The sequence below is a fragment of the Streptomyces europaeiscabiei genome (assembly GCF_001550375.1).
Classification (GTDB): domain Bacteria; phylum Actinomycetota; class Actinomycetes; order Streptomycetales; family Streptomycetaceae; genus Streptomyces; species Streptomyces europaeiscabiei.
This window is the reverse complement of sequence record NZ_LRTR01000713.1, coordinates 22,359-47,310: the sequence shown is the minus strand read 5'-3', so window position 1 is coordinate 47,310 and position 24,952 is coordinate 22,359. Positions and strand designations below refer to the sequence as shown.

The following is a 24,952-nucleotide window of genomic DNA, read 5'->3' as shown; positions in this document are numbered from 1 at the left end:
CGTCGCCGAGGAGACGGCCCGCGCCTTCTACGACGCCCTGGACACCGCCCGCGACGAACCGGCCGTCGCGCTGGCCCGTACGGCGCGGCTGGTCCGCGTCCACTACGGCGACGCCCCGGCGGCGTGGGCGGCCCATCACCACGTCGGCGTCTGAGAACCCCCGGGGCCTGCGGGAGCGTCGGATGTAGGCTGACAGAACAGCCCTTGACCTGCAGCAAGCCGGCAGGGAGCCGTCTTCCGGGAGTTCAACATGCTGCGCACCATGTTCAAGTCCAAGATCTAGTACTTGGGTATCTGTGCAGGTCAGGAGCGCAATGGTGCCCCTCGGGTCAGCAAACGGTCAGCATTGGATGCGGAGGCGTCCCAGCTTGCTGACTTGCTGACTTGGTGACCGCCACGGCGGGGACCTGGGAGCAGGCGCCTGGCTCCTGTTCGGAAGGGTCCCTACGGGGCTCGCCCGCTGCTTGAGGGGCGTTCTCGAACTTCCGCGGAGCGACTGGTGGAGCTGAGCTATCCGAAGGGCACGTGCCCGACTCGGCTCATCAGGCGAGTGGTAGTGACGAGTTGGCGTAGCGGGCCCGGGCGGGAGTTGTCGGGCGAGTGCTGATCGGTGAGCCGCGCCGCGTGAGAATTTCCCGCGTGCGGTGTGGGTGATCACCGTGTGGGTGGCCGGGCGTGCATCCGGTGACGCTCTCCGATTCCGGCTTCCTCATCGGCGCTCATGGTGATGATGCGCAGATAACATCCAGCTTCCAGGGACGGGCGTGCCCCTTCGGCGCGTCCGGCCTTTCACGCTCTGCTGGTGAAGGAGAACGGAAGCCCTCGTGAGCAGTTCTCGCTCCGGCGAACGGGTGTTGCCCGCCCGCCCTGGTGACCCCAAGCGGGTTGGTCCCTACCGGATCATCGGCCGTCTCGGCTCGGGCGGTATGGGTACCGTTCACGCCGGCCTCGACGCCCTCGGCCTCCGCGTCGCGGTGAAGGTCGTTCATTCCGCGCAGGCCGAGGATCCCGAGTTTCGGGCCCGGTTCCGCCGCGAGGTTCAGCTCTCCGCACGTGTGCAGGGGCCGTTTCTCATACCTCTGCTCGCTGCCGACCCGGATGCCGATTCGCCGTGGCTGGCCATGGCATACGTCCCAGGGCCCACCCTCGACCGGCATCTCGCGACCCATGGACCGCTCGCCGAGAGCACCTTGTACGCCTTCGCGACAGGCACCGCCCAGGCTCTCGCGGCCATTCATGCTGCTGGCGTTGTCCATCGGGATGTCAAGCCGCAGAACGTCATACTCAGCCCCGCAGGCCCCCGCGTCCTGGACTTCGGCATTGCCCACGCCGCCGACGGTACGTCCGTGACCCGCACCGGCATCATGACCGGCACCCCCGGTTGGATCAGCCCCGAGTATTACCGCGCCGGCAGCGCCGGCCCCGAAGGCGACCTGTTCGCCTGGGGCGCGCTCGTTGCCTACGCTGCCACCGGACGCCTGCCTTTCGGCACGGGAGCCCCTGACGTGGTCGCCTACCGCGTCATGGCCGAGGAACCCGACCTCCAAGGCCTTCCTGACGAACTCCGCACCATCGTGGAGAGCGCCCTTTCCAAGCAGCCAGGCAGCCGAATCACCGCGAGTCAGGCCGCCGAGGAATGCGCCGTTCTTCTCGCGGCTCAGGCCACACAGGTCATCCCAGCCGGTGCGGAACCGACGCTGGTCGGCGACCTCGTCGCGGCCGAGTGGGACGTGCCCGCCGTGGACGACCCGGCCTGGCACCCTCACGCCCGTTCAAGTAGACGCATGGCAGGCATCGCCGTGGTCACAGGCGTCGTCATCGGCGGCCTGACGGGCGGAGCGCTCGCCCTTCAGCCCGGCAAGACGGAGACACTGCCCTCGAGTTCCCGCCACGACAGCGCGTCCTCCACGAGGATCACCGATGCATCCTCTCCCGCTTCACCGACGGCAAGTCCCGGGAGACCGGACACATCACCGTCCGTGGACGCCGACGAGGCGACGATCACCTCATGGCGTTCGGCCCGCCGCGCCAAGGGAGAGGCCGAGATCGAGACCGAGGCCGCGCTCGGCCACGATGTCGGCCTGGGAGTCGGCGAGGAGTACAACTACAGCGGCCAGTACGACGTAACCTACGCCCGGCCGAGGAAAGAGATCTACATCGCCGTCAGCGGCCCGACTGTCGAGTCACGCGTCATTCAGGGAACGGCCAAGGACGCCTGCCTCACCCTGCGCATGATGGCGGACCTCTATAAGGACCTTCCGTACGACGAGTACGTCCTGGTGGACAACACCACCCCCGCGGCACCCGCGATCGTGTGGGAAGACGACTTTCGCACCAACACTGGCTGTGTCACCCAGACGATCGAACGCAGCACCACCGACCAAGGGCAGGATCCGAACTGGGATCCCGCCGAAGCCGGCCTGACGGCCGCGCAGATCCCGAGCGTCGACAAGGACGAGATCCGGGTGGCGACCGATGCGGTCCACCAGCTTTTCGTGGAGTGGAACGGCAATTCCCGGCTGTTCCACGACCCCCGCTACATCAGCGACGAGAACACCAGCATCGGATTCGCCCCGGACGAAGGCGTGATGTACGTGTGGGCGACCAAGCCCGAGTGGGACCAGAGCACGCGGGAGGACTGGGGGCAGACTGCCGCCGGTGTGGCCTGCCGGACAATCCTCACCGAATCCCGTGCCCGGCTGGAATGGCGCTACGCCCAGTACGCGGTTGCGGTCCTCGACGGCGCTGGCGGTACGGACTTTCTTCGCTGGGGTTCCGTCGGCAATTGCGCAAGCTGACCCTCCTCGGATTTCGGTCCAGGCACCGGCCTTGATGCAGTGACCAAGTGTCAGGCGCACATAGGAAGCCTTCCTGCTGGCCGCCGTTCTTGGGATCCCACAGACCCAACAGTCACTGTGGGGGGCCTTCCTGCACACGCCTTGTCAGGGCTGCCGCGGTCCCGGATCTGGGGCAGCTCACGCCTTGCGGATCAGTGCCATGGTCCACGCCCGGAGTAATTGTCGAATCCTGTGGATCGGACGAGGTTGCGCGGTGTCGTGCCATACATGGAGTTACGGGCGCCCGGGGATCTGGCCGGTCGTGACTTGCGCTACGAAGCGTCTCAGTGCGCGCGGATTCCGAATTACGTGCAGGTTCGCAGCACCGGCGTGGGTCATGATCGCCGAGAGGAGGAGCGGTCGGCTCCGGCGTCGGTAGGACCATACCCACCGCCAGAAGTCGGCGCGTTCCCGCGAGCGTCGGATCGCTCGCCAGGCGCAGCGCGAGAACGAGAAGTCCAGCAGGATGACAGTGTCCGCCGCTCGGAGCCGGACGTCGGGGACGTCGTAGGGCCCGAGGTCGCCATCCATGAGCCAAGCCTCGTCTCGGACGAGTTCACGTTGGACCGCGGCCCACTGATCGGGAGGTGTCACTTCAAGGCCGGGTCGCCAGAAGTGCCTGTCCAGCTCGATGACGGGAAGCCCGGTGATTGCGCCCAGGCGGGCCGCGAGGGCTGACTTCCCTGAACCGCCACGCCCCAGGATCACGACTCGCTTCATAGCCGCCATAGTTCCAGGCCGGTTCTGGGACGCCTACTCGTTAAGCAGACCGGTGTCATGCGGCAGCGGCCTCGGGCCGTTCGACGAGGTGACCGTTCTCGAAGCGGGCGCCGGCGCGGACCAGGGCGACGAGGTGGGCGCCGGTGACCGCGCGCCAGCGGGCCTGGGCGGATTCGACGAGCTTGAACACCATCGCGAGGGCCGAGGCCGGGCTGCCGGCGCCGCGGGTGACCTTGGTGCGGTGCTTGACGGTGGAGAAGGTCGACTCGATCGGGTTCGTGGTCCGCAGGTGGATCCATTGCTCGGCCGGGAAGTGTTCACCGACGAGCTCGCGCAGGTCCGGATCGGCTGGATGTCGACCGGCCTCGGCGCGCAGCAGCGCGACCGTGACGCGGGCACCGGCTTCCCAGTCGACGGAGAAGTCGGCGGCGACGGGGTCGAGAAAGTGGAAACGGGCGAAGTCGGCATGGCCGAGCCGGGCGGTGGTGTCGCTGGCGAACAGCGGCGCGGGCACAGGCGGCTGCTCGTCGAACGAGCCGCGCCGGCTGCCCGGTTGCTCATGTCGCCGCCGAAATGGGCGTCTCCCGCGTCATGGCCCACAAGCGGATCCGCCGCCGCGAGCCGAGGGCGTCGCGTCGGTGTCTTACGAAGCGTGGGCTGCGGGGCGTCACCGGCGCGGGAAGCATCGTCGTCTATGTCCACCGCGGGGACGGAGACCGTCAAATCCTTCACCGTGAAGGCGGCCGAATAGGTGCCGGGGTCCCCGTCCCGGCCTGAAGGGGCCGCCATTCTGTGCGCGCGAGGAGACCGATCGCTCGGCGTGCTGCCCTGCGCTGATCAGAGCGGCAGTGGAGTAGTCGTGCGGCTCTGCGTCGCCGATGGCTTCGCCAGGTCATCACGTCGGGACATGCAGGGGCGACCCCGCTGGCCGGTCCCGAATCAGCTTGAAAGCGTGCGGTGTTGTGACGTGTAGGGGCTCTCCGGGCGGTCTCGCGCCGCCGGAGCGCTCAGCCCCTGAGGGTGGCGGCAACTCCCTCGGCCAGTGCGATCGACGGAACGAATCCGAGGTCGGTGCGGGCCCGTTCGGCCGAGCACGTCCATGCCGTGCAGCGTAGTTCGCGGGTCTTGTCCCGGTTGAGTGGTGGTACGAAGCCACCCAGCCGCCCCAGTGCTTCGGCGCACTCGGCGACGGCTCGCGTAACGGCGTGCGGGACGGGGAGCACCAGCGGAGGGCGGCGGCCCAGCGCGTTGGCCACTGTCCGGCAGATCCCGTGCCAGGTGTGTTCCGTGCCGTCCGAGACCGTGTAGACACCCGAGTCCGGGACGTCGGGGCACATCGTCCTGCCTCGAGTTGCGGCTGCGAGCAATGCAGTGCACAGGTCGTCGACGTGGATGACGGAGTAATGCCTCGGCCCGAAGCCGCTTTTGACGACGATCCCGCTGCGGATCATCGGCAGCAGCGACGGCAGAAACGCCGGGTCGCCCGGCCCGTACACGATGGGCGGCCGGATCGCGACCACTGCCAGGCGGTCGGCGAGTTCTCGGACGGCGAGTTCTCCGGCGAGCTTGCTGCGTCCGTAATGCGAGACGGGGGCAGGTGGTTCGTCCTCGGTTCGCGGCTGCCCCGGCCGTGCGGGACCGCCGGCGGCCAGTGAGGAGCACACGACCAGGCGCGGCGGGGAGGCAAGCGAGGCCAGCGCCTTGGCGAGTCGTCCGGAGCCTGCTGAGTTGCAGCGCCAATAGCCCTCGGCGGAGCGGGACTTGACTACTGCGGCGAGATGGAACACGCAGTCGGCAGCGGCGGCCGCCTCGCGCACCGCCTCGGCGCCCTCCGCGGTGGTGAGATCGCCCACGGTCAGTTTCGCGTCGGAGGGGAGGCCGTCTCGGACGGAGGTTTCTCGCACCAGGGCCGTGACCCGGGCGCCTTGTGCGGTGAGTCGGGCGCACAGGCGCCGGCCGACGAAGCCGGTGGCCCCGGTGATCAGAAACCGTTGTCCGGCGAGATCTTCGAAGCCGTGGCGGGTCACTGTACGACTTCCTGCTCGAAGTCCGCGCTGTGTCGGTGGTCGGCCTCGGCGCCTTGGTGCGCCTCGGTTCTGCGGAGGGTCGGGCTCCGTACCATGCCTGCCTTCGGGGTGGTTGTCACCAGGAACGGCACCGTATCACCGTAAGTACGCTATGTGTTCGGTCTGTTACTTTCAGTGTCTGATCTCGTTGAAGAGGAGGCAGTCCTGAAAGCGGTCGAGGAGGACCAGTTGCTGGCGTACGACGGGGACCCTGCGCAGCCGTGCGCGACGTTGACCGAGGTTCTTCGCGCGCACGCTCGTTCGGGGGTGTCGGCCACGGTGGGGGCGGCGGGGGACGCGGAGATGTCCTATCCCGAGTTCTGGGCACGGGTCGTGGAGCGCGCCGCATGGTTCACCGGCCACGGGGTGAAGCGGGGCGACGCTGTCGCACTCGAGATGGACAGCACCACGGTGGCGATGACGGCGTCCTTGGCGATCCCGCTCTGCGGGGCTGTCCTGGTGCCGACCGGTGTGCCCAGAGGGCTCGGCGTCAATACCCAGGAACGGCTCCGGGCCCTGGCCGCGCTGCGAGTCGGCGGAGCGCGCTGGTATGTGTCGGACGGCGCACCGATGATCGGCCCGGAAGAGACTCGCGCCGCCGGACTGAGGGTGACGCATCTGTCTCTGGCGGAGGTGCCGGGGCGGGGCGCCGCCCATGGAGTGGAACCGACGCCCGATCCGGACGATGTCGCAGTGGTCCAGTTCAGTTCGGGCAGTCTCGCCTCCCCCAGAGGAATCGTTCTCACCCACCGCAACCTGGCCGTGAATCTGCGCGCCATCACCGAACGCATCGGGCTCATGGCAGCCGGGCGCGCGGTGACGTGGCTCCCGCTCTCCCACGACATGGGCCTGATCGGCAGCTTCTGGGCCAGCCTCTACGCGGGATTCGCCTTCCGGGCGCTGCCGCCGGGTGCGTTCGTACGTGATCCGCTGCGCTGGATCGAGCAGTTGGGCGACTTTCGCGCCACGCACACCACCGGCCCTCCCTTCGCCTACGAGATGGCCGCTCGCGCCGCGGGGCGTGCGCCCGCCCGGCTGACCGGTATCGACCTGTCCGCGCTGAGCGTCGCCGTCATCGGCGCGGAGCGTGTCGCGCCGCGACTCTGCGAGCGGTTCGAGAAGACGTTCGCCGGACAGGGGATGCGCCGCCATGTGCTTCTGCCTGCTTACGGGTTGGCCGAGAACTGCGTCGCGGTCGCCTGCCGGGCACCGCTGGTCGGCTCGGTGGTGCGCCGCTTCGACACGGCCGCTCTGGAGCGCGGACGACTTGTCCCGCTGCCACAGCCTCGATCCTCAACGGAGTCAGCCGACGGCAGCGGTGGCGGTGGCGCGCGGGAACTCATCGGCCACGGCGCCCCGTTGCCCGGCACCGAGGTGCGGATCGTCGCCCCGGACGGGCGAGAACTGCCCCAGGGACGAGTCGGCGAGATCCGGATCGGCGGAGCGTCGGCGGCCCGCTGGACGATCGGCCCCGACGGCGTACGACGCCCGGCGGCCGGGGACGACGGCCTCGTCCCGACCGGGGACCTCGGTGCGCTGGCCGACGGCGAGCTCTTCGTGATCGGGCGTTCGAAGGAAGCCGTGAAGTACGCCGGACGGCTGCTGGCCCCCACGGACATCGAGCAGACGGTTCTCGACGCCTCGCCGGAGACACTCGCCGCGGTCGCCGCGGTCGCCGTGGTGCGGGAAACAGCGGCGACCGAGGACCTCGTACTGTTCCTGGAACTGGCGGATGCCCGGAGGACGGCCACCGGGGCGGCCGGCGAGGCCGCTCTGGTGAACAGTGCCCGGCTCACCGTACTTCGTGAGTTCCGGGTGCCGGTGAGCGATGTCTACATCGCACGGCGAGGCGCGCTCCCGCGGACGGCAAGCGGCAAGGTACGACGGCTCAGCCTGGGCGCCGCCGCCACGGCGGGAGAGCTTCCGCCCGGAGTACGACTGGCCGTCCCGGCGGAGTCCTGAACCCTCGGCGTCCTGGCCGCTCGGCCTGACACGCACGGATTCCCGCCCCCGCTACCACGCGCAGACCAGAACAAGGCAGAGAAGAGGACACCGTGGAAACAGTGCCGACGTCGGCCGAGGCAGTCCGTCAGGTCCCGGACCGGGAGGACCTCAAACAACGTCTCGCCGCTCGGCTGCGTATCGACGCGGCGGCGCTTTCCGAGAAAGCCACGCTTGATCAACTCGGGCTCGATTCACTGCTGTTGGCGGAGACGGTGGCCGACGTCGAGACCCGCTACCACGTGGAGTTCGACATGGCGGTGTTCGCCGAGAGCCTCGTACCCACTCTCCCTCTCGGCGCGTTCCTCGACCTGCTGGGCGAGGGGACGAGTCGGGGTTCCTCCCATGCCCGCTCCTGACCGGGGCAACGACGCGGGGCTGGGCGGGGCCGTGCTCACAACCGTCGCCCGACGACTGACCCTGGACCTGCTCGACCGTCTGGTACCGGACTCCTCGGCACGGCCGGACCGGGTCAGTACCGCACTGGGCCATGCGACCACCCACGGCCTGTTGGGCACCCACTGCGACATCGCATTGCACGGACCCCCGGGTCGCCTGGAGGCACACGGACACGCGGATCAGGTTCTCGGTCTGCCCGACGCCCGGGCAGTGCTCGCCGAGGGCATCCGCCGACATGACGACCGTCCCGTACTGCTTCTGCTGCCCCTCGACACGGCGCACACGCAGGTACGGGAACAGCGATTCGGCGCCTTGGCCGGCGTTCGGTTCGCCAGGCTGGAGGTGACCGCTCTTCCCGTGCCCGACCATGCGCTGCTGGGCACCGTGGAGCAGCATGCTCCGTTGCTCGGCGACGCCGTGGCGGCCACCCGGCTGGCCCTCGCACAGCTGCTGACCGACCTGGCCCAGCAGTCCGTCTCGGATGTTCTCCGATACGCGAGCCGCAGGCCGTTTCAGGACGGTGCCCTGGCGGACCGCCAGGCCTTCCTGCACGCTGTGGCCGAAGCCACCGCCGAGGTGCGCATGTGCCACGCGGTCACGCGTCGCGCAGCCACCGCGGGCGGGCCCGCCCAGTGGGACCGTGCTGTGCGGGCCGGGGTGTTCGTCTCCCGGGCCGTTCCCCGGGCGGTGGGTACCGCCTGTCGGCTCTTCGGTGGGCGGGGGTTCATGGACGGGCATCCGATCGCTGCGGCCTACCGCGCGGCGGTCTTCGCCCCGGTGCTGCTCGGCGGAGAGCAGCGGCTGGTGCACAGCATGCGCGAAAGGTTGGCGGGCGAGGCGTCCTTCCTGCAGCCGGTCGGGCGGCCCAGCCAGCCGGTGGCGGGGAGTCTTCGGTGAAGCGTGCCACGCCGTTGCGCGCTGCGACGATGCTCGATCCAAGCTGTCCCGCCGCGTTTCGCGAGTCGGCGCGCGCCTTGGTCGACGCGGAGATCATGCCCTATCTGGCGCGCTGGGAGCGGCAGGGGACCGTGACGCGTTCCCTGTTCGAAACCATGGGCCGAGCTGGGGTGTTCGGCATCGGCGTACCCGTGGACCAGGGCGGACTGGGGCTGGACCTCGCCCATGGCATCGCGTTCGGCCGCGCCGTGATGCGTGAGCCGGCCGCCGGAGTGTGCACCAGTCTGTCGGTGCTGACGCACTTGGTCGCCCCTCTGCTGGCCGGCCACGGCACCCCCGGACAACGGGACGGGTGGCTGCGCCCGATCCTCGCGGGCGAGGCCGTCGCCTCGGTCGCGTTGACCGAGCCCGGCGGCGGCTCCGATCTGGTCCGCTCCGTTGCCGCCACGGCTCGGTCCGAACCGGACGGGTGGGTCCTGCGGGGCGAGAAGACATTCATCACCAACGCGCCTCTCGCTGATGTCCTGGTCGTCCTGGCCCGCACCACCCCCGGAGCCTCCGCCCTGGGGCTGACCCTGTTCCTCGTACCCGCTGATCTGCCCGGGGTCGTTGTCACGCCGCTCACGACGGCCGGGCTGCACACCTCCCCGACCGGACGGGTGAGCCTTGAGGACTGCCGGCTGCCCCGCGAAGCGGTGCTCGGACGCCCTGGCCTGGCCCTGGCGCTCCTGGCGGGAATCCTCCCGCAGGAGCGTCTGGCGATCGCGGCGGGAGCCCTGGCCTGTGCTCGCTGGGCACTGGAACGAACGGCACGTCTGGTGGGTCCGACGGGCCAGGCGATGGCCGAACTCGCTTGGTGGGACGCCGAACTTGAGGCAGCCGAGGCTTTTGTCGACGTCATCGTGGAACAGATCGGATGCGCCGACGACCAGCTGGACGCCGCGTTGGCCAAGACAGCCAGTGCCCGGCTGGCCCAGCGGGTCGTAGAGGAATGCGCCCGGCTGTCCGGCCCCGACGCCTTCCGTGACGACGAGTCCGCCCCCGGCATGCTGACCGTGCTGCGTGATGTCCGCGTCTTCAGCGTGTACGGCGGCAGCTGCGAGACGGTCCGGGACATGGCCGCCACAGAGATTCTCCGAGGCGCACGCACCACCGGGTAAGGCCCGCACCACGCACAGGAGTGAGAAAGCGAGATGAGACCGCCGATGGATTTCGGTCCCGCACACAGCAGCACGCTCGACCTGGTGGACCGCTGGCAGCGGGAGGACACCTATCCGCTGTTTCCGCTGATCACGGAGGCGGCGACGACCCGGGCCCGGATCGGGGTGCCGCACGCCCGTCCCGGCTCGGGGAATGCCCAGGGCCAGTCGGTCACCGTCTTCGGGTCCGCCGACTATCTCGGGCTTGCCCGGCATCCGCAGGTGCTGGAAGGCGCGCTCGCGGCCACCCGCCGGTTCGGCACGGGCACGTACGGAACGCAGGCGGTCGGCGGATACACCCAGCTGCACCAGGAGTTGGAAGCTGCCGTGACCGCCTGGTCCGGGCGCCCGGCCGCGCTCCTCTTCCCGACCGGGATGCAGGCCAACCTGGGCGTACTCGGCACCCTGGCCGGACCTCGTGACCATGTCTTCGCCGATCGCTTCAACCATCAGTCGATCACCATGGGGGTCCGACTGTCCGGAGCCACCGCACACGTTTTCCGGCACAACGACCCTCGACATCTGGCGGAGTTGCTCCGTGCGGCGCCCCAGCCGCAAGGGTCGGGGCGGCGGCTGATCGTCGTGGACGGCCTGTTCAGCGCCGACGGCGATCTCGCCCCGCTGACGGAGATCGCCGATCTGGCCGAACAGTACGACGCCCTGCTGGTGGTGGACGAGGCGCACAGCGCGGGCACGCTCGGCCCTCAGGGGCGGGGCGTGGCCGAGTCGCTCGGTGTGCTGGACCGGGTCGATGTCATCACGGGTACGTTCAGCAAGGCGTTCGCCTCCACCGGAGGGTTCGTCTGTGCCGACGCCGACGTGGTGACGCTGCTCAGGCACTCGGCGGACGCCTATCTGTTGTCCCTGGGCCTGCCGCCCGGCACGGTCGGGGCAGCACTCGCGGCGTTCTCGGTGCTGGCGGAAGAAGGGGCTGAGCGGCGGCGCAGGCTCCATGACAACGCGCGTACGCTGCGCGCCCGGCTGCATGCCGTCGGCGTCACTACGGCCGGCTCCGCCGCCCATGTGGTGGTGGTGCCGGTGGGCACCATGGACCGCACCGCGCGTGTCACCCGGCGACTGGCCGAACGCGGCCTGCTGGTCTGCCCGTTGTTCCCGCCGGCCGTGCCGATCGGCGGAGCCCGGCTACGGCTCGGCGTCTGCTCGGAGCACACCGAGGAGGACATCGACCTCGCGGTCGGCCTGATCGCCGCAGCCCTCACCGAGGACGAGGATGCGCGCGCGGAACCGATCAAGGGGACGGTGTGACGACCATGTCACGCGCCCTGGCCGATCCGCCCCGTGTCACGGTGGTACGCAATTCCGCGCGGCGCCGGGAGTTCATCCGGCTGCCGTACCGGCTGTACCGGGGCGACCCTTGCTGGGTGCCGCCCCTGGAGAGCGAGCGCAAGGCGTTCCTCGACCCACGGAAGAACCCCTTCTTCGAGTTCGGCGACGCCGAACTGTTCCTCGCTCACCGGGGAGAGCAGGCCGTCGGACGCGTCGCCGCCGTCCACAACCCCCGACACAACACCCACCACGGGGGCAGCGCCGGATTCTTCGGGCTCTTCGAGTGCGCGGACGATCCCGATGCGGCCCAGGCGCTGTTCGAGGCCGTCGGGGACTGGCTGCGCGGGCGCGGGCTCACCTCGTCGGTGGGGCCGGTGAGCTTCTCGACCAACGCCGAATGCGGCACGCTCGTTGAGGGATTCTCCTCGTCGCCGACCGTCCTGATGCCGTACAACCCGCCCCATCACGACAAGTTGCTGCTGTCCTGCGGATTCACCAAGGCCAAGGACCTGTGGGCCTGGGAGTGGACCACGCAGGCGCCGGTGGACGGCGCCGTCACCCGGCTCGCGCAATGGGCGCAAGAGCGCGGTGGCGTCCGCGTACGACCGCTCGATCTCAGCGACTTCGACGCCGAGGAGCGACGGCTGCGGGACATCTACACGCACGCCTGGGAACGGAACTGGGGCTTCGTACCCCCCACGGAGCGCGAGTTCCGCCACCTCACGGCACAACTTCGGCGAATCGTCCGGCCCGAACTGGTGCTGGTCGCGGAGGTGGACGGGGACCCGGCGGCGTTCTGCCTGGCCGTCCCCGATGCCAACCAGGCGCTGAAGGCGGCCGGTGGCCGCCTGACCCGATACGGGCTGCCCATCGGCCTGATCAGGGCCGCCAGAGCCGCCCGCAGGATCGACCGGTGCCGACTGATCGCCCTGGGAGTGAAACCGGAATACCGGAACCGGGGCCTCGACGCGCTGCTGTACACGCGCCTCGTCCAGGCTGGACGCCAACTCGGCTACAAGGCCGGCGAGTTGTCATGGGTCCTGGAGGACAACTCCGTCATGAACCAGGCCATCGCGCGGATGGGAGCGCAGCGGTCCAAGACCTATCGGATCTATCGGCGGCCCCTGTGATCAGAGGGCTGAGACACACGAAGGTGATGCACGATGACAGCGAATGAGTCACTGCGGTGTGAGGAGAGCGCCGGGCGGGCGGACGGACTGCGCGCGTCTCCGCCCATGTTCCGCTCACGCTTCCTCGACCGCTTCACCCGTGTGCATCCCGCCGTACCCCCGTTGTTGCACGGCCCGGCCGTCCTGCTGCTGCTCGCCTGGGCGGCCCGGCACACAGGGGCGCTCCTGCTCCTGGCGTACTTTCTGCTCGGCTACGGAGTATGGACGCTGACCGAGTACTGGGTGCACCGGGCGCTGTTCCACTTCACCCCGCGCAGTGCGTGGGGACGCCGGGCACACTGGATGGTGCACGGGGTCCACCACGACCACCCCAACGATCCCCGGCGGCTGGTCATGCCCCCCTCGGTCAGCGTCCCCGGCGCATACGGCGCCTACGAGCTGTTTCACCTACTGGCCGGAGCGGGGCCGGGCGCCGCCCTGACCGGCGGATTCGTCGCGGGCTACGTGGTGTACGACGTCCTGCACTTCCACATGCACCACCACCGCCCGTCCACGACTCTGGGCCGACGCCTGCGCAACCGCCATCTGCGCCACCACTTCCAGGACGAACGGCGCGGATTCGGCGTGAGCTGCCCCTACTGGGACCACGTCTTCGGTACCGCCCCGCGCTGAAGGCTTCCCCGCCAGGTCGGCAGCCACCAGTTCACCCTGCCCGCGAGCTGCATCACAGCGGGTACGAGCAGTGCACGTACAACCGTGCAGTCCACCAGAACGGCCACCGCGAGGCCGACGCCCACCACACGCAGATGCAGCAGCCCGGACAGCGCCAAAGAGGACATGGACACGGCGAAGACCAGCGCGGCGGAGGTGAAGAGCCGCCCCGTCTGCTGGAGGCCGGTCGCCACGGCGAGTGGGGTGGGACTGCCGCGCCGGTGTTCCTCAAGGATCCGTGAGAGCAGGAAGACCTCGTAGTCCATGGAAAGACCGAACGCCACAGCGAACATCAAGGGGATGAGTACATCGGTGATTCCCGCAGGAGACACACCGGGAAACCAGCCCTCCTGGAAAACGGCGACCAGGACTCCGAAGGTGGCGGCCAGACTCAGCATGTTCAGCAGCACAGCCTTCACCGGCACGAGCAGACTGCGGGTGTAGAGCAGCAGCAGGAGGAAGGTCCCACCACAGGCGAGTACCGCGACAAGCGGCAGCCGGTCCGTCATCACCTTCTCGGTGTCCGCCAGCCGGGCACCCGGACCACCGACAAGAGCCGGAACCGGCGCGGGGACCCGGCGGAGCCGCTCCACCAGCCGGCTCCCCTCGGGAGTGAGGGGCGCGCGGGCGTACGCCTGAGGGGTCACGGACAGCCGACTGGCGGACGCGGCGGCGAACGACGCCGCCCGGGCCGCCGGCAGCGGAGAACGGTTCCCGTCCTGGTAGACCCCCGTGACGGTGTCCACCAGGGCCACTCCCGAGACGCGGGAGAGCCTGCGGGCGTATCCGTCGAGCGCTGCCCGTTCCCGTGAGTCCGCCTCCGCATTCAGGCCGGGCAGTACGACGGAGGGGGCGCCCGACGCGGCCGAGCCGAACTCGGTGCGAAGGGTCCGGGCGGTCGCGGCGACCGGCGAGGAACCCGGGAGCGTCGCATCGGCGTACACACCGAACCGCACCTGAAGCGCCGGTACGGCAAGAAGGACCAGGAACGCGAAGCCCGCGAGCGCGACGGCCGCCGGCCGCCTCACCACCCAGCGTGCAAGCCGGGCCCAGGAGTCGCTCTCCCGGCGCCCGCCGCGCGGTCGGCGCAGTCGGGCGAAGACGTCCCCGCGGTCGATACGGGCTCCGAGCACCACGAGCAGCGCGGGCACGACCGCCAACGCCCCCACGACGGAGGTGACGACGATCGCGGTGCCGCCGAAGGCGAGAGACCGCAGCAGCGGTAGCGGGACGACCAACAGCGTGCACAGAGCAGCCACCACGGTGGCGCCGGAGAACGCCACGGCGCGTCCGGCGGTGCGCAGCGTCACCTCCACCGCCGCGTCCGGGGTGTTGCCCGCGGCGACCTCCTCCCGGTAGCGCGAGACGAGGAGCAGGCTGTAGTCCACGGCCAGCCCGAATCCCAAGGCGGTGGTGACACTGACGCTGAAGGCCGACACCGGCACCACACCGTCCAGCAGCCGCAGGCATGCCCCGGCGACCACCACGGCGAACGCGCCCACCACCACCGGAAGCAGCGCGGCCACGGCACTGGCGAACACCCACAGCAGGATCAGGAGAATCGCGGGCGCCGCGATGAACTCGGCCAGTAGCAGCCCGCGTTCGCTGAGCCGTTCGCTCTCGGAGAGGACCGCGTCCTCGCCCCCGGCGGAGACCTTCAGCACTTCACCGGGCCCGGTCTTCCCGGTGTACCGGGTCATCACATGATTCGCCGCGGTGCGCACGGCCTGCTCGTCTCCCCGGAAACGCACCAGTACCAGCGCGCGCCGCCCGTCGGCCGTACGGAACTCGGGGAGCCGGAGCGGCCAGTACCCCCGGACCCACTCGGTGCGCGGATCGGCGGCGAGACCTTCGAGGAGTTTCTGGCCGGCCCGGGTGACGCGCGGGTCGTCGACCGATCCGGAAGACGTGGCCACCAGCGCCAGATGAGGCTCACCGGTCGTGAACCGGGAGGCCAGGAACTCGTCGGCGCGCAGGGACTCGGCGGAGGGCGGCGTCCAGCTCTCGGGGGAGGGACGACTGCCGACACCGAGGAGGACCCAGACCGCACAACAAGCGGCCAGGCAGGCGAGGACGAGCACCCCAGCCGCACGGCGTTTCGCAAGTTGTGCCGGGACCGTCTGTTCACCGGACTGCAGGACTGTCGTATGCCCCTCCTGAGGGGCGATCTTCACCATGCCCGGGGCAACGACGCCACGGTCCAGGCGTCACCGGCGGTCACAGTTCATGAGGCTGTTCTCGAGGGCTTCGGCGATGGGGGTGGGGTTGGTGGCGTCGATCGTGAAGCTGTCACGCCGACGCTGTTCGTGGGTCCCAGCAGCCGCAATCCCGTCGACAGTTGGCGGGCATCGTTGTATCGGTCCCACTGTTCTCGAACTGGAGAAGTTCGTGGGGTGGGTGCCGGAGCAGTGGCCTTCGTTCGGGAATGTGGCCTTCCTGGTCGGGTTCGCGGTGAGCGCGCGGGGCTGTATGCGGTGCTGCGGCGGGCCGACCGGGCCTGCGTCTAGGAAGCGGCTGTGAGCAGGTTCTTCTCCAGGATCACCGGCAGTGACAGGGTTCGGTAGCCGACCGAGGCGAACAGGACGGTGATCCGGTTCTCCTCCTCGCTGAGGACCTCGCCGTCACCCCACTGCGGGTGGTGGACCGCGGTGCCGGGCACAAACGGGTGGTCGTGGCGCGTGGGTGAGGCGGTCCGGGGGCGGGACAGGCCAGGGACGGCGCCGACTGCGGCTTCGGCGCCGGTGGGCCGCTGTTCGCATCGGTCGCAGTTGCCGCAGGGGGAGTTGAGGCGCTCGCCGAAGTAGCCGAGCAGGAAACGCCGTCGGCAGCCGGTGGTCTCGGCCAGGCCGCGCATCATGTCGACCCGGGAGCGTTCCATGCTCTCGTGCGCGGTGCCCAACTCCACGGCCCGCGCGGCGGTTTCCTCCGCATCGGCCCCGGGGACCGGGGCCACCTTTCCACGTTCCGTGGTGAGGGCTCCGGCACTCTCCAGGAGGTTGAGGACGGCGGTCAGCCGGCCGGCGGACAGGCCGGTCTCCTCCTGGAGTTCCGTCGGTGTCACCGGGGTCGCACAGTCCCGTACGAGGCGGGAGACGTCGGCGATGGTGTCCGCGTCCGGGCGGCCGGTGGAGAAGAACCTCTGCAGGCCCAGGTCCTCGACGCGGTAGTGCAGGATGGCCCGGGACGGCTCGCCGTCCCTGCCCGCCCGGCCTATCTCCTGGTAGTAGGCGTCGAGGGACCCGGGCACCGAGGCGTGCAGCACGAACCGTACGTCGGGCTTGTCGATGCCCATGCCGAATGCCGAGGTGGCCACCACCACGTCCAACTCGCCGCCGAGAAAGTTGTCGTGGACCGCGCTGCGGTCGGCCGACCGGCTGCCCGCGTGGTAGGCGGCGGCGCTCAGACCGAGTCCGCTCAGCTCGGCGGCGTACGCCTCGGCGTCCTTGCGGGTGGCGACGTAGACGATGTCCGGCTTGGGCTCGGCCGCAGCCCGCTCCACCACGGCGCGCCGCTTGGCCGCGTTGTCCAGGAAGCGGGTGACCTCCAGGCGGATGTTGGGCCGGTCGAACCCGGCCACCACCTCGTGGGCCTTGCGCATGCCGAGCTGCTCGACGATGTCGGCTCGCACCGGTGCGGCGGCGCTGGCGGTGAGGGCGAGGATGGGAGGGCGCCCGATGCTCTCGGCGGCCTGCCGGAGCCTGAGGTAGTCCGGCCGGAAGTCGTGGCCCCAGGAGGACACGCACTGCGCCTCGTCCACGACGAAGAGGGACGGTCTCAGCGCGGCCAGCCGCTCCAGCACGTCCTGCTTGGCGAGCTGTTCCGGGGCGAGGAAGAGAAACCGGGCCGTTTTGTCGCTCACGCTCTCCCATGCCTGCTCGTTCTGCGCCCTGGACATCGACGAGTTGACGGCGACGGCGGTCTGGCCGCTGCTTCGCAGCAGTCCGGCGATCTGGTCCCGCTGGAGAGCGATCAACGGTGACACGACGAGCGTCGGACCGGGGAGCAGCATGCCCGGCACCTGGTACACCGCCGACTTGCCCGAGCCGGTCGGCATCACCACCATGGCGTCCCTGCGGCGCATGACCGCTTTCATCGCGGTGAGCTGGCCGGGACGCAACTCGTCCCATCCGAAGGCCACCCGTGCGGCCCTGCGGAGACGGCGGGCGACGAACAGGCTGATCAGCAAAGGGACTCCCGAAGCGGTTGCGCGCGACCGGGGCGGAACCGGACGGGCGGTGGTGGGTCTAGTGCCCGCCCCGGCCCGAAGCAGTCCGATCGCCAGGCGCGGACTGCGACGGCACACTCGCGGCAGGCACTCGAGCGTCACGAAGGCCTTCAGGGGCTTTCGCCTCAACCCGTGTTGCCGGGCACGGCCAGCACATCCCTGCCCATCTGCGCGACGCAAGGAGCCCCGGCTGCGGCTTGCGGAGACCGCCCGGGAACGGCTTCTCGCCCTGGCGCGGGGCTGGTACGAGACGCGGGGCCCGTACGGGAGAGGCGCGGTCGAGGAGTCGCGGCGCAGGACTGGCGCGCCGGGCCCGGCGGTGCTACGTCTACCTGCACTCCGGCGGCGATGGTTTCTCACGGCTCGCCTACACAGAACCGCTGGGCGATGAGTTGGGCGCGACGGCTGCTGCTTTCCTTGCCCGGGCGAAGGTCTGGTTCGCCGCCCACGGCACCAACCACATACACCGGGTCGTCACGACAACGGCGCTTGCTACCGCTCCGGCGACTTCGCCCGCATCGTCGGGCAAGGCACCCGGCATCAGAGAACGAAACCATACACACCTCGGCACAACGGGAAGGTGGAGCGCTACCAGCGCATCATGGCCGAGGAAGTCCTCTACGCCCGCGAGTTCACCAGCGAGGACGCCGGGTCAGCCGCGATCACAGTGTGGAACATCCACGACAACTACCACCGGCCGCCGCATAGTGCTGCCGCCGGAAAGCCGCCAGCAGCACGCCTCCGCGAGAGCGTCACCAACGTCGAGCCCTCGTACATCTAGTCAGTCGTAGGTCTACTCGACCGCCTATTTGTTCCGGGACCGGATGAAGCCCCGGGCTGCCGGGCGCGTTGAACGACTTCCAGGTCGATGTGGGGAGTGGCTCCGTGCTCGACGAAGCACGTACCTGGCACATCGTCAGGTAAGTCAGCATCTGGTCAGCATGAGTTCCCGAACATCCTGAAAGAGCTGTCCGAACAAGCACTTGTTCGGTGGCGTCACAACAGCCTGGTCGGCGCGGAAGCCCAGGCAGGAGCCTTCTCCCCATAGAGAAGCGATGTTCCTCACAATCGTCGACTTCGACGCGTGCCTGTGTAGAGTGAATACCGCCCTTGACCTGCACAAAGCGGGCAGGGAGCAGACGATTCGGGAGTTCTCCGTGTTTCGTACCATGTTCAAGTCCAAGATCCACCGAGCCACGGTCACCCAGGCCGACCTGCACTACGTCGGGTCCGTGACCATCGACGCCGACCTGCTGGACGCCGCCGACCTGCTGCCGGGCGAGCTCGTGCACATCGTCGACATCACCAACGGCGCCCGTCTGGAGACGTACGTCATCGAGGGCGAGCGCGGGTCGGGGGTCGTCGGGATCAACGGTGCCGCGGCCCACCTCGTCCATCCCGGGGACCTGGTGATCATCATCAGTTACGCTCAGGTCTCCGACGCCGAGGCCCGTGCCCTGGAGCCCAGGATCGTGCACGTGGACCGCGACAACCGGATCGTGGCCCTGGGCTCGGACGCCTCCGAGCCCGTGCCGGGTTCGGACCAGCGGCGCAGCCCGCAGGCCGTCACCGTCTGAGGCCACGCGGCGGCCCGGCGTCACTGATCCGCACGCGAGGAGTGCCATGAGCGACGTACAGATTCGTGACGACCGGGCGGCCGGCCGACTGGAGGCCTTCGCCGGCGACGAACTGGCCGGTCATATCCAGTACTTCGTCCTCGAAGCCCCACAGGGCGCGCTGGTCCCGGTCCACACGATCGTCGAGCCCGCGCACGAGGGACACGGCATCGCGGGCTCACTGGCCCGGGAGTTGTACGGCATCGCGGCCCGCGAGGGCGTCGTCGTCGCGCCGCTGTGCCCTTACGTCGTCAAGTGGGCAGAACGCCACCCCGAGGAGGCCCCGGCCGTTGGTCCGGAGCTGCTGCGGGCCGCGAAGGACTGGCTGATCGCGCACCCCGAGGGCTTCTGAGGAATCCGTCGACGGGAGCGGTCAAGGCGGCTCCGCCGACCGGGTGACTGCCCGTGCGGGGGACGGGTACCCGTGGCACGAGTCCATCGCCGACGTACCCCATGGCTGGAGGACGCGATGACAGACCCAGACCCGGACCCCGTGCGCCCCGGCCCCACGCCTGGCCCGGGCCCCGACCGCCCGGAACCCTTCCCGCAGCCCCCGTTCCCCGACCCGGTCCCCACCCCCGACCCCCGTCCCACCCCCACGCCGGACCCGGTCCCGAACCCCCCGGGCCCGGACCCGGTGCCGGGGGAGCCGAGGCCGGGACCCCTGTCGTAGCAAGTGGTCAGGTGGCAGAAGAAAGGCCCGGCATGGACGTTTCCATGCCGGGCCACATCTCCACCTCAGGGGCGCGGGCAACTGCGCGACCAGCCACGAACAACTCGCGGCCGCCAATCGATCCGCACCCGCACTCCTTTAGGCTTCGACCTCACCGCGGCCCTGTCCCCACAGCGTGTGGAACGACCCCTCCCGGTCCACCCTCCGGTACGTGTGCGCCCCGAAGAAGTCCCGCTGCCCCTGCGTGAGCGCCGCAGGCAACCGCTCCGCACGCAGCGCGTCGTAGTACGCCAGCGCCGCCGCGAACCCGGGCGTCGGCACACCCTGACGCGTCGCGGCCACCAGCACCTCGCGCCAGTCGTCCTGCGCCGCCGCGATCTCCTGGGCGAACGCGTCGTCGGAGAGCAGGCTCGGCAGGTCGGGCCGGGCGTCGTACGCGGCACGGATCCGGTCGAGGAAGGCCGCGCGGATGATGCAGCCGCCCCGCCAGATCGAGGCCACCTTGCCGAGGTCGATGTTCCAGTCGTACTCGTCGCGGGCCGCGTCGATCTCGTGGAAGCCCTGGGTGTACGACACGATCTTGGAGGCGTACAGCGCCTGCTCGACCCGGTCGGCGAAGGCGCCCGCCTCGGCCGCGCTGAGCGGCGTGGCCTTGGGCCCGGCCAGCGAGCGGGAGGCGTCGCGCAGCGCGGCGTGGCCCGACAGGGAGCGGGCGAAGACGGCCTCGGCGATGCCGGAGACCGGAACGCCCAGGTCCAGCGCGATCTGGACGGTCCAGCGGCCGGTGCCCTTCTGCTCCGCCTGGTCGACGACCACGTCCACGAACGGCTTGCCGGTGGCGGCGTCCACGTGCGCCAGCACCTCGGCCGTGATCTCGATCAGATACGAGTCGAGCCGCCCGGTGTTCCAGGTGCGGAAGATCTCCGCGATCTGCGCGGGGCTGTATCCGGCCACATCGCGCAGCAGCTGGTACGCCTCGCCGATCAGCTGCATGTCGGCGTACTCGATGCCGTTGTGGACCATCTTCACGAAGTGCCCGGCGCCGTCCGGCCCCACGTGCGTGACGCACGGCGCGCCGTCGGAGGCCTTCGCGGAGATCTTCTCCAGCATCGGGCCGAGGGAGTCGTACGACTCGACCGGGCCGCCCGGCATGATGCTCGGCCCGTTCAGCGCGCCCTCCTCGCCGCCGGAGATGCCGGCGCCAACGAAGTGGATTCCCTGGTCGCGCAGCGCGGCCTCACGACGGCGGGTGTCGGCGAAGTGCGCGTTGCCGCCGTCGATGATCATGTCGCCGGGCTCCAGGAGCGGCGCGAACTCCTCGATCACCGCGTCCGTGGGCCCGCCCGCCTTCACCATGACGACCAGGCGCCGGGGCCTCTCCAGCGCCTGCACGAAGTCCTTGGCGGTCTCGGCCGCGATGAAGTCGCCCTCGTGCCCGTGCTCCTCGATCAGCGCGTGGGTCTTCGCCGCGGAGCGGTTGTGGACGGCGACCGTGTAGCCGTTGCGGGCGAAGTTGCGGGCGAGGTTGCTCCCCATGACCGCGAGGCCGGTGACGCCGATCTGGGCTGAAGTGCTCATACGGTTGGCTCCTATGGATCCTGATATCGGTGGTGCCGTTCCTACACGCCAGTATTGTCCTTCGGGCCATCCTGACGTGCACCGGCCCCGTCCGCACTGCGCGGCCTGCCGGGCTTGAGTACGCAGGAAGGGCCCTACCTGCCTCAATGGGGCGCGCAACCCGGTTGCTTGCGCGCCGTCCCTGGTCACTCGCGCGCCGGACGGGGGCACTTACGCGCCGGAGCAGGTCGCTTACTCGCCACTCGTGGGACCGGAGCGGCTGGTTTTTCGTCTTGTCATGGCCGGTTCGGGGCACTTACTTTTGCGGCTCATGGCATATGCGAGGGGGCTTCTCCATGGCCGTACGCGGTCGGCACCGCCGGTACCAGCCGAACAGGATCAACCGCGCCTCACTCACCGTCACGGCGGGCGGCGCGGGGATGGCGCTCCCGCTGATCGGCACCGGGGTCGCGGAAGCGGCCGATGTCGAGACCTGGGACAAGGTCGCGGCCTGTGAGTCCACCAACGACTGGAACATCAACACCGGGAACGGGTACTACGGCGGTCTCCAGTTCAGCCAGTCCACCTGGGAGGCCTTCGGCGGTACGGCCTACGCCGCCCGCGCGGACCTGGCCACCAAGGAACAGCAGATCGCGATCGCCGAGAAGGTCCTCGACGGGCAGGGCCCCGGGGCCTGGCCCACGTGTTCGGGCCGCGCCGGCCTCACGATCGGGGATGTGAAACCCCAGACCACGCCACAGTCACAGGCCGGCAGGGTCGAGATGTACACGGTGGTCCAGGGCGACACCCTCTCCGAGATCGCCGGCTCCCGTGAGGTCAGGGGTGGTTGGCGCAAGCTCTACGAGGCCAACCGCAGAACCATCGGCTCCGATCCGGACGTGATACTCCCCGGACAGCGGCTGAGCCTGAACACGACGGGCCAGAAGAGGGAACAGAAAAAGGAACAGCAGAAAGAGCAGAAGAAAGAACAGAAGAAGGTTCAGAAGGAGCAGACCTCCGAGAAGCGGCAGGAGTCGGCGTCCTTCGTCGCCCCGGTGAGTGCCTCCCTGGGCACGCCCTACCGGGCCTCGGGCTCTTCCTGGTCCAAGGGCTACCACACGGGCGTCGACTTCCCGGTGGCGACCGGCAGCTCCGTGAAGTCCGTGGCCGCCGGTGAGATCGTCACCTCGGGCTGGGGCGGCTCCTTCGGCTACCAGGTGGTGATCCGCCACGCCGACGGCCGCTACACGCAGTACGCCCATCTGTCGGCGATCTCCGTGAAGGCCGGCCAGAACGTGGGCGCGGGCCAGCGCATCGGCCGCTCCGGCTCCACCGGCAACAGCTCGGGCCCGCATCTGCACTTCGAGGTGCGGACGGGGCCCGGCTTCGGCAGCGACATCGATCCGATCGCCTACCTGCGTGCGGGAGGGGTGCGGATCTGACGCGGTGCGGGAGACCCGGACCCGGCGCGGGAGGCCCGGTCGGGGCCTCCCGCTCAGGATTTCACGCGGTCGCGGTGCCGGTCGAGAAGTGTCCTGGGCACGTACAGCTCGCCGTGGAACGGCTGTAGCAGCAGGCCGGGCGGAGCGTCGTCCTCGTCGGCCGCGCTCCTCCCCAGGAACGGGGCCGGTACGACCACGCGCTGGTCCAGGCCGATCGTGTCGTCGGCGGCCGGGACCTCCGCGGTGCGCCGCGGAAGCCCGGCGAGCAGCTCCTCCAGGGCCAGGGACTGCCGGTCGGCGGCCGTGGCCGGGACGTCCTCGTCGGTCCGCTCCGCCCGGACCTCGTCGCCGAGGCGCTCGGTGGTCAGCAGGATCAGACCGCCCGCCGCGACGATGCCGCAGCCCAGCGCGAGGAGGGTGCCGGCCGTGCCGTAGCGGAACGTCTCGCCGAACATCGTGATGCCGACCGCGGCCGCCACCACCGGGTTCACCACGGTGAGCGTGGCGAGCGGGGCCGCGAGGCCGCCGCCCCGGTAGGCGGCCTGGGACAGCAGCAGACCGGCCGTCGCGAAGACGCCTATGACCGCGAGGGTCGGCACGTCGGCGAGCGCGACGCCGTCCGTCCAGTCGACGGCGACCGTCTTCGTGAAGACCGAGGACATGCCGAACGCGACGCCGGAGGCGACCGCCAGCAGGATGCTGCGCACCGCCGGGTGTCGGTGCGCGGCGCGGCCCACCACCATCAGTGCGGCCACCGCGCCCCCGGTGACCACGGCCACCAGCACCCGCTGGGTGGTGTCCAGCGACTGCACGTCGGCCGAGCCGACCAGGGAGAGCAGGCCCGCGAGACCCACCGTCGCCATGATCGCGCCCCGCCACGCCGTCGCACCCGCCCTGCGGCCCACGAAGAGCGCCGCCATGGGCAGGGCGAAGACGATGGTCAGCGCACCGAGCGGCTGCACCACGCTCAGGGGGCCGTAGGCCAGGGCCACCACGTGCAGCAGCCCGCCGAGGCCGTTCAGCCCGACGGCGGCCCACCAGACCGGCCGGCGCAGCGGCGCGTAGGACCGGGCGGGGGAGGACACCGCGACACGCTCCTGGACGATCGCCCCGCCCGCATACGCGACGGCGGAGACGAACGACAACAGCACGGACAACGCGAGGGCACTCATGAGCTGCTCCTCAGCGAAGCGCGGGGGCTCCGGGCCCGGCGCGGTGAACGCTCGGCTTTCATGGTGACCACGATGCCTCGCGAAAGTGCTCGCGTCGTCGTACCTGAGCACTCAATGAGTCCTACTGCCGTTGGAGTACGACGGGCCCACCGTCATACCCAAGGTGGGTGACACGGAGTGCAAGCCCCCAGGTGGACACGCCCCCGGGCCCTGGTACTACTCGTCCTCGTGGATCACGACCCCGGTCTCGACGCTCTCTCGGCCCTCGGCGGTTTCTTCGTACTACGCACGGGCGAACCGCCGCACGGTCCCCTGCCCACCCTCGCGGAGGCCTATGCGGCACGGGATGCCCATGTGGAAAGGGAGGTTTACGCGAATCCCGTAATTTTCCGTGTCCGGAAGGTCGCGCGGAGTGTGCTGGCCCCCGAACCGCGCGTGGCCGCCTCCATCGCCCACCTCGGTTTCGCCGCCCGCCTGTGGTCGGTGGCCCTGGGCGCGGCAGCCGTCTACGGCCGCGTCCCCGACCTGGACCCGCGCCTCCTGCGCTGGGACGCGGACGCGAGCGCCCCGGACGAGCTGTGGCTGACCGAGGTGCGGAGCCTGCCCGCCGAGCGGATCGGCGAGGTCGTACGGGACGGCCACCTCGTACCGTTGGCGGCGGCTCTGCGCGCTCAACTGCCCGTCTCCGAGCGTCTGCTGTGGGGGAACGCGGCCTCCGCGCTGATGGGCGCCGTGCGCCAGATCGACCACTGGGCCGCCGCCAACGGCCGTACGGAGGAAGCGAGTCGAGCCCGCGCGCTCGCCGCCGACCTGTTCGCGCACCCCGCCCTGGCGGGCACGCTCGACCCGGTGACGTACCGCCGCCGCAGCTGCTGTCTCTACTACCGGCTGCCCGGCGGTGGCCTGTGCGGCGACTGCTGCTTCGACCGGCCGCCCGGCCCGCGGCCCCTCGGTGGCCGCCGCACCTGACCCCGGTGGCTGCCGCATCTGACCTCGGTCGCCGCCGTGACTGACCTCCGG

Annotated in this window: 18 protein-coding genes and 2 pseudogenes; 13 read left to right on the top strand and 7 right to left on the bottom strand. The window is 70.1% G+C overall.

The window, feature by feature from the left end; translation table 11 throughout:
• Positions 1 to 824 precede the first annotated feature (824 nt).
• The gene (locus AWZ10_RS35450) at positions 825 to 2,798 is read left to right on the top strand and encodes a serine/threonine protein kinase (protein ID WP_060893052.1); all 1,974 of its coding nucleotides are present in this window, start codon (positions 825 to 827) and stop codon (positions 2,796 to 2,798) included.
• Between the two features lie 814 nt (positions 2,799 to 3,612).
• Here the strand turns inward: AWZ10_RS35450 and AWZ10_RS55975 are convergent.
• From AWZ10_RS55975 to AWZ10_RS35435, 3 genes and pseudogenes are all read right to left on the bottom strand, one after another.
• Positions 3,613 to 3,870, bottom strand: a pseudogene (locus AWZ10_RS55975) (IS256 family transposase); the annotation flags it as partial.
• A 15-nt stretch (positions 3,871 to 3,885) separates the two neighbouring features.
• Positions 3,886 to 4,071: pseudogene (locus AWZ10_RS55970) on the bottom strand (MmyB family transcriptional regulator); the annotation flags it as partial.
• 493 nt (positions 4,072 to 4,564) lie between these two features.
• A complete protein-coding gene (locus tag AWZ10_RS35435; RefSeq protein ID WP_046705544.1) occupies positions 4,565 to 5,584 on the bottom strand; it encodes an NAD-dependent epimerase/dehydratase family protein in 1,020 nt (339 codons plus the stop codon).
• 174 nt (positions 5,585 to 5,758) lie between these two features.
• Between AWZ10_RS35435 and AWZ10_RS35430 the strand changes: the two genes are divergently transcribed.
• The 7 genes from AWZ10_RS35430 (at position 5,759) to AWZ10_RS35400 (ending at position 13,208) form a co-directional block, all read left to right on the top strand.
• Positions 5,759 to 7,585, top strand: a complete 1,827-nt coding sequence (locus AWZ10_RS35430) for an AMP-binding protein (protein ID WP_159058471.1) — start codon at positions 5,759 to 5,761, stop codon at positions 7,583 to 7,585.
• Between the two features lie 92 nt (positions 7,586 to 7,677).
• The gene (locus AWZ10_RS35425; RefSeq protein ID WP_159015114.1) at positions 7,678 to 7,983 is read left to right on the top strand and encodes an acyl carrier protein; all 306 of its coding nucleotides are present in this window, start codon (positions 7,678 to 7,680) and stop codon (positions 7,981 to 7,983) included.
• The gene (locus AWZ10_RS35420) at positions 7,970 to 8,920 is read left to right on the top strand and encodes an acyl-CoA dehydrogenase family protein (protein ID WP_046706757.1); all 951 of its coding nucleotides are present in this window, start codon (positions 7,970 to 7,972) and stop codon (positions 8,918 to 8,920) included. The genes AWZ10_RS35425 and AWZ10_RS35420 overlap by 14 nt, the downstream gene beginning before the upstream one ends.
• A gap of 29 nt (positions 8,921 to 8,949) precedes the next feature.
• A complete protein-coding gene (locus AWZ10_RS35415) occupies positions 8,950 to 10,080 on the top strand; it encodes an acyl-CoA dehydrogenase family protein (RefSeq protein ID WP_079104564.1) in 1,131 nt (376 codons plus the stop codon).
• Between the two features lie 45 nt (positions 10,081 to 10,125).
• Positions 10,126 to 11,385, top strand: a complete 1,260-nt coding sequence (locus AWZ10_RS35410; RefSeq protein WP_052769664.1) for an aminotransferase class I/II-fold pyridoxal phosphate-dependent enzyme — start codon at positions 10,126 to 10,128, stop codon at positions 11,383 to 11,385.
• A 5-nt stretch (positions 11,386 to 11,390) separates the two neighbouring features.
• Positions 11,391 to 12,536: a GNAT family N-acetyltransferase gene (locus tag AWZ10_RS35405; RefSeq protein WP_060893053.1), complete on the top strand. Its 1,146-nt coding sequence runs from the start codon at positions 11,391 to 11,393 to the stop codon at positions 12,534 to 12,536.
• Between the two features lie 33 nt (positions 12,537 to 12,569).
• Positions 12,570 to 13,208, top strand: a complete 639-nt coding sequence (locus AWZ10_RS35400; protein ID WP_046706755.1) for a sterol desaturase family protein — start codon at positions 12,570 to 12,572, stop codon at positions 13,206 to 13,208.
• On the opposite strand, the gene AWZ10_RS35395 is transcribed toward AWZ10_RS35400, so the two are convergent.
• Together AWZ10_RS35395 and AWZ10_RS35390 are read right to left on the bottom strand one after the other, a co-directional pair.
• On the bottom strand, positions 13,172 to 15,424 hold the full coding sequence (locus AWZ10_RS35395; RefSeq protein WP_063776366.1) for an MMPL family transporter: 2,253 nt from the start codon (positions 15,422 to 15,424) through the stop codon (positions 13,172 to 13,174). The two genes, AWZ10_RS35400 and AWZ10_RS35395, sit on opposite strands and share 37 nt — an antisense overlap.
• Before the next feature lie 326 nt (positions 15,425 to 15,750).
• The gene (locus tag AWZ10_RS35390) at positions 15,751 to 17,427 is read right to left on the bottom strand and encodes a RecQ family ATP-dependent DNA helicase (protein WP_409000755.1); all 1,677 of its coding nucleotides are present in this window, start codon (positions 17,425 to 17,427) and stop codon (positions 15,751 to 15,753) included.
• A gap of 478 nt (positions 17,428 to 17,905) precedes the next feature.
• On the opposite strand from AWZ10_RS35390, the gene AWZ10_RS35385 reads away from it, so the two are divergent.
• From AWZ10_RS35385 to AWZ10_RS35375, 3 genes are all read left to right on the top strand, one after another.
• Positions 17,906 to 18,253 (top strand): integrase core domain-containing protein, encoded by a 348-nt coding sequence (locus tag AWZ10_RS35385; RefSeq protein WP_199845846.1) that lies wholly within the window; start codon positions 17,906 to 17,908, stop codon positions 18,251 to 18,253.
• A 376-nt stretch (positions 18,254 to 18,629) separates the two neighbouring features.
• Positions 18,630 to 19,049 (top strand): aspartate 1-decarboxylase, encoded by a 420-nt coding sequence (gene panD / locus AWZ10_RS35380; protein WP_046706760.1) that lies wholly within the window; start codon positions 18,630 to 18,632, stop codon positions 19,047 to 19,049.
• Between the two features lie 46 nt (positions 19,050 to 19,095).
• Positions 19,096 to 19,440, top strand: coding sequence for a GNAT family N-acetyltransferase (locus AWZ10_RS35375; protein ID WP_046706753.1), 345 nt, complete (start codon positions 19,096 to 19,098; stop codon positions 19,438 to 19,440).
• Positions 19,441 to 19,899: 459 nt separating this feature from the next.
• On the opposite strand, the gene gndA is transcribed toward AWZ10_RS35375, so the two are convergent.
• On the bottom strand, positions 19,900 to 21,339 hold the full coding sequence (gene gndA / locus AWZ10_RS35370) for an NADP-dependent phosphogluconate dehydrogenase (RefSeq protein ID WP_046704696.1): 1,440 nt from the start codon (positions 21,337 to 21,339) through the stop codon (positions 19,900 to 19,902).
• A gap of 335 nt (positions 21,340 to 21,674) precedes the next feature.
• Between gndA and AWZ10_RS35365 the strand changes: the two genes are divergently transcribed.
• The gene (locus tag AWZ10_RS35365; protein ID WP_060893046.1) at positions 21,675 to 22,760 is read left to right on the top strand and encodes a transglycosylase family protein; all 1,086 of its coding nucleotides are present in this window, start codon (positions 21,675 to 21,677) and stop codon (positions 22,758 to 22,760) included.
• A gap of 53 nt (positions 22,761 to 22,813) precedes the next feature.
• Here the strand turns inward: AWZ10_RS35365 and AWZ10_RS35360 are convergent, their stop codons facing one another.
• Positions 22,814 to 23,932 carry a DMT family transporter gene (locus tag AWZ10_RS35360; protein ID WP_208618605.1) on the bottom strand — a complete coding sequence of 373 codons (1,119 nt, stop codon included), beginning with the start codon at positions 23,930 to 23,932 and terminating at the stop codon, positions 22,814 to 22,816.
• A 228-nt stretch (positions 23,933 to 24,160) separates the two neighbouring features.
• Between AWZ10_RS35360 and AWZ10_RS35355 the strand changes: the two genes are divergently transcribed.
• Complete coding sequence (locus AWZ10_RS35355; protein WP_046704693.1) at positions 24,161 to 24,901, top strand: (2Fe-2S)-binding protein; 741 nt, start codon at positions 24,161 to 24,163, stop codon at positions 24,899 to 24,901.
• Positions 24,902 to 24,952 lie beyond the last annotated feature (51 nt).

Bases quoted from the DNA above. Each gene is read 5' to 3' on its own strand.
- AWZ10_RS35375 (WP_046706753.1), top strand. From the start codon at position 19,096: ATGAGCGACGTACAGATTCGTGACGACCGGGCGGCCGGCCGACTGGAG.
- AWZ10_RS35365 (WP_060893046.1), top strand. From the start codon at position 21,675: ATGGCCGTACGCGGTCGGCACCGCCGGTACCAGCCGAACAGGATCAAC.
- gndA (WP_046704696.1), bottom strand. From the start codon at position 21,339: ATGAGCACTTCAGCCCAGATCGGCGTCACCGGCCTCGCGGTCATGGGG.
- AWZ10_RS35410 (WP_052769664.1), top strand. From the start codon at position 10,126: ATGGATTTCGGTCCCGCACACAGCAGCACGCTCGACCTGGTGGACCGC.
- AWZ10_RS35415 (WP_079104564.1), top strand. From the start codon at position 8,950: ATGCTCGATCCAAGCTGTCCCGCCGCGTTTCGCGAGTCGGCGCGCGCC.
- AWZ10_RS35405 (WP_060893053.1), top strand. From the start codon at position 11,391: ATGTCACGCGCCCTGGCCGATCCGCCCCGTGTCACGGTGGTACGCAAT.
- AWZ10_RS35420 (WP_046706757.1), top strand. From the start codon at position 7,970: ATGCCCGCTCCTGACCGGGGCAACGACGCGGGGCTGGGCGGGGCCGTG.
- AWZ10_RS35400 (WP_046706755.1), top strand. From the start codon at position 12,570: ATGACAGCGAATGAGTCACTGCGGTGTGAGGAGAGCGCCGGGCGGGCG.
- AWZ10_RS35360 (WP_208618605.1), bottom strand. From the start codon at position 23,932: ATGAGTGCCCTCGCGTTGTCCGTGCTGTTGTCGTTCGTCTCCGCCGTC.
- AWZ10_RS35395 (WP_063776366.1), bottom strand. From the start codon at position 15,424: ATGGTGAAGATCGCCCCTCAGGAGGGGCATACGACAGTCCTGCAGTCC.